14 protein-coding genes are annotated in these 12,875 nt (G+C 31.3%); 5 read left to right on the top strand and 9 right to left on the bottom strand.

From position 1 onward, the window contains the following. Window positions 1–93 precede the first annotated feature (93 nt). A complete protein-coding gene (gene rpsJ, locus Mjas_RS02045; protein WP_421078134.1) occupies window positions 94–402 on the top strand; it encodes a 30S ribosomal protein S10 in 309 nt (102 codons plus the stop codon). A 509-nt stretch (window positions 403–911) separates the two neighbouring features. Here rpsJ and Mjas_RS02040 read toward each other — a convergent pair. The 4 genes from Mjas_RS02040 to frhD form a co-directional block, all read right to left on the bottom strand. After that, window positions 912–1,601: a DUF169 domain-containing protein gene (locus Mjas_RS02040; RefSeq protein WP_421078133.1), complete on the bottom strand. Its 690-nt coding sequence runs from the start codon at window positions 1,599–1,601 to the stop codon at window positions 912–914. A 185-nt stretch (window positions 1,602–1,786) separates the two neighbouring features. Then, on the bottom strand, window positions 1,787–2,002 hold the full coding sequence (locus tag Mjas_RS02035) for a hypothetical protein (RefSeq protein ID WP_421078132.1): 216 nt from the start codon (window positions 2,000–2,002) through the stop codon (window positions 1,787–1,789). A gap of 159 nt (window positions 2,003–2,161) precedes the next feature. After that, on the bottom strand, window positions 2,162–4,015 hold the full coding sequence (locus Mjas_RS02030) for a Coenzyme F420 hydrogenase/dehydrogenase, beta subunit C-terminal domain (protein ID WP_421078131.1): 1,854 nt from the start codon (window positions 4,013–4,015) through the stop codon (window positions 2,162–2,164). Between the two features lie 261 nt (window positions 4,016–4,276). After that, entirely contained in the window at window positions 4,277–4,762 is a 486-nt protein-coding gene (frhD, locus tag Mjas_RS02025) for a coenzyme F420-reducing hydrogenase, FrhD protein (RefSeq protein ID WP_421078130.1), read from the bottom strand. Between the two features lie 149 nt (window positions 4,763–4,911). Between frhD and selB the strand changes: the two genes are divergently transcribed. The 3 genes from selB to Mjas_RS02010 all read left to right on the top strand — a co-directional run bounded on the left by selB (window position 4,912) and on the right by Mjas_RS02010 (window position 8,016). Continuing rightward, on the top strand, window positions 4,912–6,321 hold the full coding sequence (selB, locus tag Mjas_RS02020) for a selenocysteine-specific translation elongation factor (RefSeq protein ID WP_421078552.1): 1,410 nt from the start codon (window positions 4,912–4,914) through the stop codon (window positions 6,319–6,321). Further along, complete coding sequence (gene mvk / locus Mjas_RS02015) at window positions 6,321–7,370, top strand: mevalonate kinase (RefSeq protein ID WP_421078129.1); 1,050 nt, start codon at window positions 6,321–6,323, stop codon at window positions 7,368–7,370. The genes selB and mvk overlap by 1 nt, the downstream gene beginning before the upstream one ends. A gap of 199 nt (window positions 7,371–7,569) precedes the next feature. Further along, window positions 7,570–8,016: a DUF2507 domain-containing protein gene (locus tag Mjas_RS02010; RefSeq protein ID WP_421078128.1), complete on the top strand. Its 447-nt coding sequence runs from the start codon at window positions 7,570–7,572 to the stop codon at window positions 8,014–8,016. A gap of 26 nt (window positions 8,017–8,042) precedes the next feature. Here Mjas_RS02010 and Mjas_RS02005 read toward each other — a convergent pair whose 3' ends face one another. Both Mjas_RS02005 and Mjas_RS02000 read right to left on the bottom strand, forming a co-directional pair. Then, window positions 8,043–9,230, bottom strand: coding sequence for a YcaO-related McrA-glycine thioamidation protein (locus tag Mjas_RS02005; RefSeq protein WP_421078127.1), 1,188 nt, complete (start codon window positions 9,228–9,230; stop codon window positions 8,043–8,045). A gap of 113 nt (window positions 9,231–9,343) precedes the next feature. Continuing rightward, window positions 9,344–9,649: a DUF167 family protein gene (locus Mjas_RS02000; RefSeq protein WP_421078126.1), complete on the bottom strand. Its 306-nt coding sequence runs from the start codon at window positions 9,647–9,649 to the stop codon at window positions 9,344–9,346. 126 nt (window positions 9,650–9,775) lie between these two features. Between Mjas_RS02000 and Mjas_RS01995 the strand changes: the two genes are divergently transcribed. Continuing rightward, window positions 9,776–10,432 carry a methyltransferase domain-containing protein gene (locus Mjas_RS01995; protein WP_421078125.1) on the top strand — a complete coding sequence of 219 codons (657 nt, stop codon included), beginning with the start codon at window positions 9,776–9,778 and terminating at the stop codon, window positions 10,430–10,432. 36 nt (window positions 10,433–10,468) lie between these two features. Here Mjas_RS01995 and tsaA read toward each other — a convergent pair whose 3' ends face one another. Genes tsaA through Mjas_RS01980 form a run of 3 tightly spaced genes read right to left on the bottom strand, consistent with a single transcriptional unit; the run spans window position 10,469 to window position 12,823 of the window. Further along, window positions 10,469–10,828 carry a tRNA (N6-threonylcarbamoyladenosine(37)-N6)-methyltransferase TrmO gene (gene tsaA / locus Mjas_RS01990; RefSeq protein ID WP_421078124.1) on the bottom strand — a complete coding sequence of 120 codons (360 nt, stop codon included), beginning with the start codon at window positions 10,826–10,828 and terminating at the stop codon, window positions 10,469–10,471. A gap of 33 nt (window positions 10,829–10,861) precedes the next feature. Continuing rightward, a complete protein-coding gene (locus Mjas_RS01985; protein WP_421078123.1) occupies window positions 10,862–11,458 on the bottom strand; it encodes an XTP/dITP diphosphatase in 597 nt (198 codons plus the stop codon). Between the two features lie 54 nt (window positions 11,459–11,512). Continuing rightward, window positions 11,513–12,823 (bottom strand): M20 family metallo-hydrolase, encoded by a 1,311-nt coding sequence (locus Mjas_RS01980; protein ID WP_421078551.1) that lies wholly within the window; start codon window positions 12,821–12,823, stop codon window positions 11,513–11,515. Between the last annotated feature and the right edge of the window lie 52 nt (window positions 12,824–12,875).

Raw genomic sequence — 12,875 nt, 5'->3', positions numbered from 1 at the left:
GGTAGAAATTAATTATTTCTTCCTTTTTTTATTTTTTTATTATATATTTATTATATTTTTATCAAACATAATTTAAACTACGAAGGAGATATTATGCAAAAGGCAAGAATAAAATTAAGCAGCACAGACCATAAGGAGTTAGATGGAGTTTGCAATCAGATAAGAGCAATCGCAGAAAAAACTGGAGTAGATATGGCAGGACCAATCCCATTACCAACAAAAACATTGAAAATTACAACAAGAAAATCAACAGATGGTGAAGGTTCATCAACCTTTGATAGATGGACAATGAGAGTTCATAAAAGAGTAATCGATATAGAAGCAGACGAAAGAACCATGAAACACATTATGAAAATAAGAATTCCAGAAGCTGTTCAAATTGAAATTGAATTAAGAAGCTAATTTTATGCATTTAATTCCGCATAAGCCATTAAATATTGCAATATATTATTTATTGCAATAACCTTATTTTCTTTTCTCATATGTTTAATCCTTATTCCGTAGTGGATAAGGAGCAATTGTTTAACCATATTCCATAGTGAATATGGTGTATTTTATTTTCAATTTCTGTTTATCATTATTATGAATATTGTTATTTTGCTATGATGATTATATTTCAAGATATTTCAAATATAATATACATTTGTATATTTGCACGTTTTTATATTGTTAAGTTCATAGCTATGTTTTTTACTATTTTAATTCTTTGGCGGAGCTCACATTTATATTGTAAAGTTATAAATGAATATAGTCTTATCACAACATTTATGGAAATAACACAATAATAAGAAAAAACGTTTAATATATATTGCTGTAAATATTGAATAAAACATACGGTGGCAAATACCTACAAAAAATTTCATTTACGAAAAATAATATATATGTAAAAAATTTATCAAAGGCAATTTTAACTATTTGTTCCATGCTTCTCTAAAATGTTTCAATGCGTCAATTATATTTTCTAATTCCGATGGAGGGAATGCAATCACCATCTCATTATCTTCGATTTTTGCATATTTTCTTGAACCATTACATGCCAATGTTGCATTTGCTGTCCCATTGAGTTTAACTGCTGCAACTGCATCGCCACATAAAGACTGAGTTCCTGCAAAGCTTGCATGGATTCTCCCACCTTTCTTGTATAATAATGCTTGGGATAACCTAAGCCCTATCTTTGGGGTGGTAATTACAACTATTGAATCAGGTTTAAAATCTGCATCACTTAGCGGTGCATAAACACTTGCATACATTTGTTCTCTAATTTTCGGAACCAATTCCATGGTTTTCTTTGAACTTTCATGGGTTTTAAAATTTCCCATTTTCACATGTAATTTTATTTCCAAGTCTTCTATATTGGGACTTTGATTGACCCCAATATTATGAGCTCCCCCTTTACATAAATGATTTTCATTTGTGGCATAGAATTTTATGCCTTCTTTTCTTACTTTTTGAATCATTTCACAGTGTCTTATCTTATCGTTTATCTCGCTGTATCCTTCTGGTATATCATCATGGGATTTTGCAAGTTTTACGGCAACTGCTGGATAGTTTAATCCTAATAGTTCTTCCATCATCTTACCGAGCTCCTTAATATTCTTCATCATATCACCTTGGTAATTTCTTACATTTTTTAAAAATAAGTAAGTAGTATTATGTTAAAGAATAAGATAATTAATATATTCAAAAGTTTAATTAATGTGAATTTTATACGCCCTCATGTATTAAGGTTTAACGTATGCAAAACCCTTATTTTGAAGTTCTATGAGCTTAACTATTCCTGCGGGAATTACCTACATTCAACAATAAGTTCTGATTCATGAATGCCCAAGTCCTCCAAGGCATTATGGCATACAAAAAATTTTGCATTTTTAGATGCCAAAAATCTTATCCTTTCGTATGTATCCCCAGTTAAGTTCTTTTTTAAAAATAACTTTGGAGCATTGTGGGTTGAAACCACTGCAATTTTAGCGGTTTTTATATTCTTTAATAGGTTAGAGCTCATGTTGAGGCAATATTGAGCCTTTCTAAATCGCCATCTTCAAGATGAAAAACAACATTATAGTTCATAAAATCCCCTATAAAATAAAAAAATAATAAATAGTTAAAATAAAGTTATTAAAATAAGAAGATAGTAGAGTAAGAAAAAGCAAGGTTGGAAGGGTTATTCTTTTTCCATCAATTCTTTAACTTCTTCTAAGAATTTTCCTTTTCCAACTCTCGCCATAACTGCCCCTAGTCTCTCTCTCTGTGGTTTTTTAGCATATTTATGATATACAATTAATACTTTATCAATTAAGTTAAGTATTTCTTCTACACTCATTAATTTCATGCTTATTCCTTCAATTACTTCCCTTCCTGATTTTCCGCCGACATATACCATGTATCCTTCTTCTTTTATGTCCCTACCTTCATTTGGACATGCCTTTATACATTTACCACAACCTATACATACATTGTAGTTTGTGTATGAAGTTTCCCCTCTAATGTCTATGGCTTCAATCTTACAAACATCTGCACATCTTCCGCATCCATTACAGTTTTCATTAGTTATTGGGAATTTAACTCCTGCTATACCTATTTCATGGATTTGAGGTCTTACACATTTGTTCGGACATCCACTTATTGCAATTTTGAATTTGTATGGTGCGGGATGCTCTTTGAAATTATCTTCAATAATTGAGCATAACTCTGTGGTGTTTATCAGCCCACTTCCACAGTTTCCTTCCCCAGGACATGCAAGGGTTGCCCTTACAAGTGGTCCCTCTGAACCTGTAAGGAGGTCTTTTTCAGCGAGCTCTAATGCCATGTCTTCAGCATCAAATGGACTTATGTTGTGGATTTCGAAGGCTCCTCTGTTTGTCATTTTTATTTTACCGTTATATTTCTCAGCTATTTTTACAATCTCCTTAACTTCATCAATTGAGTACCATCCAGCAGGTTTTGCTCTGATTCTTAGGAAGTGAGTTCCATCTGCCCTTTTACCAACTCCAGCATAGTCAGCAACCCAGTAGAATGATATCTTTTCGTTATTTTCTTTTCTTCTTTCAAGTTCCTTTTTAAATCTGTTAAGTTTCAATTCTCTCAATTTTTCAATTGCATCTAAATCTACACCTTCTTTTAATTCAACTGCGTTTTTAATTTCTTCCCCTTTTTCAGTTCTTATTATAACTGTTGAATATCCATCTGGACTTCCAACGCATCCAACTGATACATCAGCCATTTCTGCATCAAAGTCCCTACACATCTTACAGCCAGCATTCATTTCAATGTCTTTTAAAGGTATTTTATACTCTTCATCTTCTGTAATTACTATTAATTTACCCTTTTTAATGTCGAATTTCTTTACATCTTCAATGTTTATGTTGTTTTTTGCAAGGGTTTCTTTTAATCCATCGTATTCAAACTTCTCAGTGCAAAGTAATCCAATGAGATATTCTATTTTTGGTAATTTTGCCAACTTTCCATTTTTACCCAGTTCTCCATCATACTTTGCTAAGTATGGGAAGTATTGAAGTTTTCTAAGACCTGCTATCTGGCATGGTAGTCCAACGACTGCTACTTTTTCAATACCCATTTCGCCTGCTTCCCTTAAAGCATCCAATGTTGATATAGCGTATTTTGATTTTGCCGCCTTTTCTATATCATCAGGATTTTGGACAATTAATGATACCGGTTTCCAGCATTCATCCCCAACTACTATTGCCCCATCTATTTTTTTGTTTTTCAATAGGTACTTTAAAAATGTTGAAACTACTCCACCATCCTGTCCTTCTACATCTCCTTTTCCGTAGAAATACTCTTCTTTGAAGTTTTCCCTGATTTTTATTTGATACTTTCCTGATGAAACTCTTGGACATACGTCATAACACATTCCGTGTCCTTTTCTTAAACATTCATCAGTTAGCTTTGGAGTATCCTCAAATGCCAATAGGTTATTTGGACATACTACAACACATGTTCCACATTTGGCACATAGTCCGTTATCAACGATTTCATTTAACTTCCATTCGTACATTTTTACCACCTTTGTTGGAAAATATTAAATATTAAAAATATTTATACAGTAAGTAATATAAGCTAGATTGGGTCATGTGTGAATAATTTAATCACATATTAATAAGTAAATTTAATGGTATATAAACATTACGATTGTGTGAATAATTTAATCACACAATGGAAAAAAATAAAAATAAATATATCGAAGCGAGTCCTTCGGATTCGCTGACTTACAAAAACTTGAAGTGTTTTTGTCAAGTAAAATAAAAAAATAAAAATCCTATTTTTTGTTAATTTCCTCTAAAACCATTTTAATTGCATCATCAAGGGAATTTTTGACTTCATCAGTCAAACCTATCTTAATGTCGGGATTGGATACTTCTTTTGCCTGACATCCAATTATTACGATATCTATACCTTTTTTATCGGCATCTATCAAATAAGGTGCAAGTGGAAGGTCGTGAGCATCAAAGTTATATTTATCAATATTTGGGAGCTCCTCCACACCAAACTTTTTCAATGTTCCAGGGGGCAAACCAAAATCAATAATATCAACGATTATTATTTTTTTAACCTTGCATTCTCCATCCATTATTGACATCAAATAGAACGAACCGCCAGTTCCAGCGTCAATTATTTCAACATTTTCTGGGAGCTCCATTTTTTCCAGTCGTGTAATTACTTCATATCCAAATCCATCATCTGCAAATAATAAATTGCCACATCCCATTATTAATATTTCTTTTTTCAATGAATCAGGTATCAATATATCACCATAAGTTATAATTAATATAAGCACATTACTATAAACTACCTTATAAATAATCACTCTATAAATAGACGGTTATTATTTTATAATTATTCCTATTCTATATTATTCTATATTATTTTTAATAAAATATAAATTTAAGGGATATCATGGTTAAGAACATAAACTTGGGAATATTTGGACATATAGACCACGGGAAAACATCACTGGCGAGAGTTTTAACGGAAATAGCTTCCACATCATCTCTTGATAGACTTCCAGAATCTAAAAAGAGAGGAATTACAATAGATATTGGTTTTTCATCATTTAGCATAGACGATTATCTAATCACTCTTGTAGATGCACCAGGACATGCGGATTTAATAAAGGCGGTAGTTAGTGCCGCAGATATTATCGATTTGGCACTTCTGGTTGTAGATGCAAGAGAGGGGCCAAAAACGCAGACTGGGGAGCATCTTCTTATACTCGATTATTTTAAAATACCTACAATTGTGGTTTTAACCAAGATGGATATAGCATCAGATGAAGATATAAAAAGGACAGAAACATTTGTAAATGCTGTTTTAAATTCAACGGAAAACCTAAAAGGTAGCAAAATATTAAAGATTTCTGCAAAGGAGAATATAGGAATAGATGACTTGAAAAACACTATAAAGGAAACCCTTGACAGTATGGATATTGTTAGAAATACAGAAGATTATTTTAAAATGCCCATAGACCATGCCTTTCCAATAAAGGGTATAGGCACTGTAATCACTGGAACAATATTAAAAGGTAGCGTAAAAGTTGGCGATGAATTGAAGATTTTGCCGTTAAATATGGAGGATGTAAAAGTTAAAAGTATTCAAAGATTCAAAAAGGATGTGAAGGAGGCATACGCGGGCGATAGGGTTGGAATGGCACTTCACGGCGTTGATGCAAAACAGGTGTTTAGAGGTTGCGTCTTAACATCAAAAGATACTAAATTAAAAATCGTTGATAAAATCGTGGCAAAAATAAAAATATCAGATATATTTAGGTATAATTTAAAGCCAAAAATGAAGGTTCATTTAAATGTTGGAATGTTAATTGTTCCTGCAATTGCCGTTCCATTTAAAAAGATGGAGATTAACGGAAAAACCGAAAATATAATTTTAAAGGAGATTGCAAAAGGGGATGAATGCTACTGTGCATTTGAACTGGATGAAAAGGTAATGGCAGAATTAGGGGACAATATACTTATAACACGGTTGGATTTGCCGCCTACAACACTTAGGATATGTGGTAAAGGTGAAATAGTTGATTTTGTGGGAATAAAAGACCTAAATATTAAAAAAGAGGTTGAGAGAACTGGAACCATAAAAATAGATAAAAATAGAATATTTATTGAAGGATTAGCAAACTCAAAACCTTCCGCTGAAAAACTCATTGGAGAGGAAATAATTATTCCAGAAAAAAACATAAAAGGCAAAATAAAAGGCTCCTTTGGAACAAAAGGATATTTGACCGCTGAATTTAATGGGGAAGTGAGCAATAAAGATGTTGTTGTATTGAAGAGGCTTAGAAGGTGGGGATAATGGATAGCGTTTTTAATAGTGAAATTAATAAAAATAAAGATGAGGATAAAAACAAAAACAACAAAAACAATATTATTGAAACTCCTTCCAAAATTATACTATTTGGAGAACATGCAGTAGTTGATGGGTATGGAGCAATTTCAATGGCAGTTAATTTAAAAACTAGGGGGGAAATTAGCAGGAGCTCCGACAGTGAAAAAATAACTATAAATTTGAAAGACCTAAACAGATGTATTGAGGTAAATATTAAAGATATTCCAAATATAAATATATACGATTATGAAAATGATTTGAAATATGTTGTATGTTCTTTAAAAAATGTTGCAAATTATTTAATTGAAAAAAATTTGTTAAATTTCAATGATTTAGGTGGTAGTAGTTTAAAATCCTTTAAGCTAAATATTTTTTCAAATATTCCCGTAAGCTGTGGTTTAGGTTCATCGGCTTCTGTAATTATTACAGTGATTAAGTCATTTTTGCATGCAAACGATATAACGCTACCAGATGATGAAATAGCTAAAATAGCATACTCTGTTGAAAAGGAAGTTCAGGGAAAAGCCAGCATAACAGATACTGCAACTATCACATACGGCACCATATTAAAAATTAAAAATAATAACATCGAACCAATGAATGACTCCAACCTATACAATCTACTTAAAAAATGTAATTTCTTAATAGTCCATGTTGAGGAACGAAAGAAAAAAACAGCGGAGCTCGTAAATGAGGTTGCAAATCATCCAAAAAAGAATGAGATATTTAAGTCCATTGGTGAAATTGTTGATAAGGCGGAGCTCATAAACAGCGTGGAAGAGTTGGGCAAATTGATGGTAAAAAACCATGAATTATTAAAACAATTGGGTGTATCTACTGAAAAGATGGATGAGGTTGTAGAAGCTGGGAAAAAATATGGGTATGGTGCAAAACTCTCAGGTGCGGGCGGTGGTGGGATTGTGGTAGTTTTAGTGGATGATGTTAAAAAAGAGGACTTGTTGGAATGTTTAAAAAAATTAGAGGTTATTGGAATATTTAATTGTAAAATGAATTAATTTTAACTAATACAATTTATAATTTATTTTTTTAATGGATGTATTTTAATATTTGATAGATATTATTAATTATTTAAATATGATTATTAAAAAAAATGAAATATTTATATATCTCCTAAACATAGTTATTTCTGTTAATTTTACACATGTGCATAATTTTCAGAATAACCCTACCAAATTTACAATAGTGTGTGATTTCATGGTAAAATTTGATATAAATCAGCTTTCATCAGAGAATAGAAAAGATTTAGGCAGAGACATAGATATAACAGTTTTTAGATTGATAAGATTCATGGATTTGGAAAGATACATGGGTCGAGGGGCAAACGGTATAATATACCATGCTGGAAAAGAATTGGGAAAATCCCTCAACCCAAAAACTATTGATGATATCGTTAAATTTTGCGAAGACTATAAAATAGGAAAAATCGAGATAGTTAGTGAAGACCCATTACAAATTAGGGTTGATGAATGTATAAGTTGCAGTGGGCTACCCGAATGCAATGAATCCCTTTGCTGGTTTGAAGGTGGTTTCATTGCAGGATGTTTAGAAAAAGTATTTAATAAAAGTATTCAGGCAAAAGAAACCCACTGTGCAGGACTGGGAGATGATTTTTGCCAGTTCGATATTAAAATAATGGAATAATAAAAAAATGATAAAATTTTGCTGAATTAATTCTTATTTTCATTTTTTATCTTTTTAATTCTATCTCTTATCCACGGAGATACTCTATCCCTATCCATGCAATAGACTTCCATTTTTGGAATTATGACTCTCACAACATCTACATCGGTTTTTTTCAAGTCCACAACAATTAATCTATCAAACCCAGAACCAATTAGCTTTTCTTTAATTGTATTCAGGTCTTTTTTTAGGTTAAATTTCGCATTATTTTCCATATCCTCTATATTTATCTCATCGTTATGTTCAAACCATTTTTTATGTATCTTTTTCATCCTATCGTAATCTATTTTCCTTACGATATCCCCCCTTATTGTATCATCCCTCTTATTCTGTATTTGCGTTGCTCTACTCTGAACAACCTCAGTTAATGCTCTAATTACTGCAATCTCTGGATGGATATGACAGCCTACACCAATACATAAAAGAGCAGGGTCTTTTAAAACGTCTTCATCCGACACAGCAGCCACTGTTGGAATACCCACTTCACTGGTTAAATCTTTCAATACTACATTTATGTTGGCATTTTCAAACTTTTCCATGAGCTCATGTATTATTGGATTTTTTGCTCCATCTATATTTATTTTTTTATAGGTGTTTTTGGAAATCTCAGAAATGCTCCAAGAATCTCGTTCTATAACCTCAAAAGTAGCATGAAAAATTGCCTCTTCCAATGAGTTTCCAGATGCAATACCGTTTGTATGGCTTCTAAATAGTTTCCCTGGATATGGGTGAAATACTGCATCTATTGGAACCTCAACAGTTTCATCGTTGATTATATCGGTTGCGCTAATCCATTCAATATTGTTTAATTTATTTAAATTTCTATATGCTTCATTTGAAAGCACGAGCTCCTTTAAATCCACAGGATTATTGGGATTTTTTATAATTTTATCTTTATCTTCTTCACTTAATTCCGCGGAATATCTTTCAATAGCTTCCATTGCAGAGGATACCTTTGCTTGAATATCTGTTGCCCCCTTTCCAGGGTGGATTTTTACATTTCCACTTTTAGTTAATCTTGTTGCAGAATAAACTGGAATCCCTATTCTGTCCAGATTGTCTATTCTCTCCATATTTATAATATTTATTTTATCTAATATATGTTCTATTCTTTTCCAGGTTTCCTTTGGTGAGCATATCCTGTATGTTTCTAAGGCGTAATTTATAGATTCCATAATATCACATAATTTTAATCAATTTAATTTATAATCTATTTTTTATCTTTTTTATTATCTTTTTTATCTTTTTCTACGGTTTTTAGTTAGATTAGGTTTATTTTCACGTCTTATTATTTCAACTGCCGAGTAATTATATTTATTATTTCTTCCCTATTTCCTCCAACTACAAGAACCGTTTTTTGCGAAGAGGTTAATCCAGAAACTATCTCCACATCTTTTTTAAATATCTTTTTGAGAAATTTTATAATCTCCTTGTTTGCCTTGCCCTCTATCGGCTGTGCTTTTATTTTTATGATAAGCCTTTTTCTCCATTCGTTAATGCCGCCAATCTCATTCTTCTTTGCATTTGGCGAGATTTCCACATCAATTAAAACGCCGTCCTTATCCTTTGATTCCGTAATGATTTCCTCAATCAAACTATCACCATAATGATAATTATAAGTTTATAGTTTAAAAATATAATGTTATATAGACATAATATTGATAAAAAATAAAAAGTTAAATAAAAAATAAAATAAACTATAAGCAGAGAGTATGAAAATATGACAGATAAAACTCATTCCAAAACTTCATTTGATGAATATGCAGAAGAATATGATAAATGGTATGATGAAAATAAGAAAATGTATGAGTTAGAGCTCGACGCCGTTAAGAAATTTATTCCAAAATCCAAAAGGAAAACAGGTTATACAAATCAGAGATTTGTAAAACCCAAAGAAAAAAAGAAGGGTCTAGAAATTGGGGTGGGAACTGGGAGGTTTGCAGAACCGCTGGGTATTGAGTATGGATTGGAACCTTCGAAATCCATGGCAGAAATTGCAAAAAAGCGAGGAATAAATGTATATGAAGGGGTTGCAGAGGATATTCCATTTAAAGATGAATTCTTTGATTATGTATTGATGACCACAACACTGTGTTTTTTAAAAGACCCTATCAAAGGGCTCAAAGAGATAAAAAGAATTTTGAAACCTAACGGGACACTAATTATAGGCACGATTGATAAAGACAGCCCACTGGGAAAATTTTATGAATCTAAAAAAGAAAAAAGTAAATTCTATAAAGATGCAACGTTTTATTCTTTAAATGAAGTTTTAAACTGGCTGAAAGAACTTGGATATAAAAATATAGTATATAATCGCGTTAAATTAAATGAAAAGGATGATGAAGGAAGTTTTGTTGTTATATGTGCAGAAAAATAAATAATAAAATATAATTAAATAATTATTATATTAATTTCAAGCTATTTTAATGTCAATTATTGGCGTATCCTCATAGGCATCGATTTTTTCGATAAATATATTATTTTCATCTATTTTTAAAATCTTGACAGTATATGCTGCTATTGGATTTGGTCTAACGGGAGCTCTTGTGGAGAACACACCCCTAATTGGATTGTTAGGATTTCCACTTGGATGGACTTTCAATATCTTTCTTTTTTCTGGAGTATCGCTTCTATCAAACCATAGGAGTAATAAAATCCCCATACCTTCTTTTAATCCATCCAATCCATCACGATATTCTTTAAAAATGTTTAAAACTGTTCTATTCTCTAACTGTTTAATACTTCCTATTGGATATATTTCAAAAGTTTTCATAGTATCAAAAAATTATAGTATATAATTTATAAACTATTGCATATTGCATAAAAACTTTTTAAACTCTTCAAACGCTTTTTTTCTATGGGATATTTCGCTTTTTTCTTCCGTTTTCATCTCTGCGAAAGTTCTATCTTCCCCGTCTGGAATAAAAATACTGTCGTATGCAAAACCATATCCTTTGCTTCTTATTTCATAGGAAACCATCCCTTTTACAATTCCTTTAAACAATTTTACGCCCTTTTCATCACAGTATCCTATTACTGTTTTAAAATATGCTCTTCTGTCGTCGCCTTCCTTATCTTCCAAAAGTTTTAAGATACCTTCATTTCTTAATGTTTCTTGAACATACTTTGAATATGTCCCCGGAAATCCATTGAGTGATTCCACAAAAAACCCACTATCTTCAACAATTATTGGTTTTCCCACTGGATTTGAAAATCCATGATTTTCATAATTCATTTTTTCATAAACATATTTTGCTCCAAATTCTGAAACCTCTTCCAATGTTCCTTGAATTTCAGGATAAGGACATTTTATCTGCTCAACTGATATATCCTTTAAATCCTTTAAAATAATATTAGCCTCTTTAATTTTGTTTGGATTTCCCGTTGCAAAGTAGATTTTCATTTAATCACCGTAGGTTTAATTAATTAATTTTATTTACTTTTATTATTTATTATTTCATTCTTTTAAAATTTCGTAGTATGTTTTAGCCATCTTTATTAAATCTTCGAGTTTTATATGTTCATTTGGTTGATGGGCAGTTTCTTCACCAATGCCCCAAACAACCGTATCATAGTTTTTTGCCCTTAAAAATGCTCCAACTGTGCCTCCTCCCATACCGCATAAAATCGGTTCTTTGTTTAATACCTTTTTTATGGCATCCCCGAGCTCGACAACTATTTCAGAGTTTTCAGGTGTTTTTTGTGAGAGCTCCTTTTGTAGGATTTCATATTCAATTGATATGTTTTTCTCTTCCTCTTTATCGTAGTATTTTAAATATTTATCAATATTATTTTTAAAATCACCAATAAATTCATCAATATCTTTTAAAACCTCATCGACATCATAATCTGGGAGTATTCTACAATCAAAGCATAATTCCACATATCCCGGAATGGTATTCACATTTTCAACATTGTTAAAAATCATGGTAGGCTCAAAGGTTGAGTATGACGGAGAAAATAACTCATCCTTTTTGTCGTATTTAGTATAGAGCATATTGTAAAGGTTATTTGCAAAATTGAACATTAGAACATCGGTATTTATTCCATCGTTTGGTGTGCTTCCATGACATTGTTTTCCTTTAATTTTAAATTTAATCCATAGTATATTTTTTTCTGCTATTTCTATATAATTTCCATCAGGTGTTCCAAAATCTGGGATTATTATTAAATCATTTTCATCAAAAATCTCTTTTTCATATCGAAGCGAATCCTTCGGATTCGCTGACTTACAAAAGCCCTTTGGGTTTTTGTCAAGTTTTAATATATGTTGAATACCATAATTACTGCCGCATTCTTCATCTGATACAAATATTAGGCACAAATTATATTTTGGAATTTTATCTTTATTTTCATCTTCAAAAATCATTTTTAACAATAACAGGGATGAAACTATTGCTTTATGGTTGTCTTCGCTTCCTCTTCCATATATCATCCCATCCTTAATTACTGGCTCATAAGGATTCGTGTTCCAAAGATTTAAATCTCCCTCTGGAACAGTATCAAGATGAGAAATTATATGGAGTGTTCTATCTTTTCCAAAATCGAACTTTGCCACAATATTTGGTCGTATTATGTCCTTATCATCCTTTGTATTGTATTGCTTTATTGAATAATTTTTTATATTATACTTTTGTATATACTCATTCAATTTAGTTAATACGTATTCTGCCTTTTCCATTTCCCCCAATCCACCAAATGCCGGATTAACTGAATTTATTTTAATTAAATCTGATGATATTTTTATAGTTTCGTCCATTAAATCCATATTTTTATTATTATCCTTATCCATAGTATCCCTCATTAATGTATTAATTTAT

It is taken from the genome of Methanothermococcus jasoni (assembly GCF_049075655.1).
Taxonomy (GTDB): Archaea; AGJL01; Methanococci; order Methanococcales; family Methanococcaceae; genus Methanofervidicoccus.
The sequence above is the reverse complement of the archived record's forward strand: the minus strand, read 5'-3'. Positions and strand labels throughout refer to the sequence as shown.

What these genes read in the sequence shown, in the direction of transcription:
- Mjas_RS02040 (WP_421078133.1), bottom strand. Translation starts at nt 1,601, where the DNA reads ATGAAGAATATTAAGGAGCTCGGTAAGATGATGGAAGAACTATTAGGA.
- Mjas_RS02005 (WP_421078127.1), bottom strand. Translation starts at nt 9,230, where the DNA reads ATGGAATCTATAAATTACGCCTTAGAAACATACAGGATATGCTCACCA.
- Mjas_RS01980 (WP_421078551.1), bottom strand. Translation starts at nt 12,823, where the DNA reads ATGGATTTAATGGACGAAACTATAAAAATATCATCAGATTTAATTAAA.
- Mjas_RS02035 (WP_421078132.1), bottom strand. Translation starts at nt 2,002, where the DNA reads ATGAGCTCTAACCTATTAAAGAATATAAAAACCGCTAAAATTGCAGTG.
- rpsJ (WP_421078134.1), top strand. Translation starts at nt 94, where the DNA reads ATGCAAAAGGCAAGAATAAAATTAAGCAGCACAGACCATAAGGAGTTA.
- Mjas_RS02030 (WP_421078131.1), bottom strand. Translation starts at nt 4,015, where the DNA reads ATGTACGAATGGAAGTTAAATGAAATCGTTGATAACGGACTATGTGCC.
- mvk (WP_421078129.1), top strand. Translation starts at nt 6,321, where the DNA reads ATGGATAGCGTTTTTAATAGTGAAATTAATAAAAATAAAGATGAGGAT.
- Mjas_RS02010 (WP_421078128.1), top strand. Translation starts at nt 7,570, where the DNA reads ATGGTAAAATTTGATATAAATCAGCTTTCATCAGAGAATAGAAAAGAT.
- tsaA (WP_421078124.1), bottom strand. Translation starts at nt 10,828, where the DNA reads ATGAAAACTTTTGAAATATATCCAATAGGAAGTATTAAACAGTTAGAG.
- Mjas_RS01995 (WP_421078125.1), top strand. Translation starts at nt 9,776, where the DNA reads ATGACAGATAAAACTCATTCCAAAACTTCATTTGATGAATATGCAGAA.
- Mjas_RS01985 (WP_421078123.1), bottom strand. Translation starts at nt 11,458, where the DNA reads ATGAAAATCTACTTTGCAACGGGAAATCCAAACAAAATTAAAGAGGCT.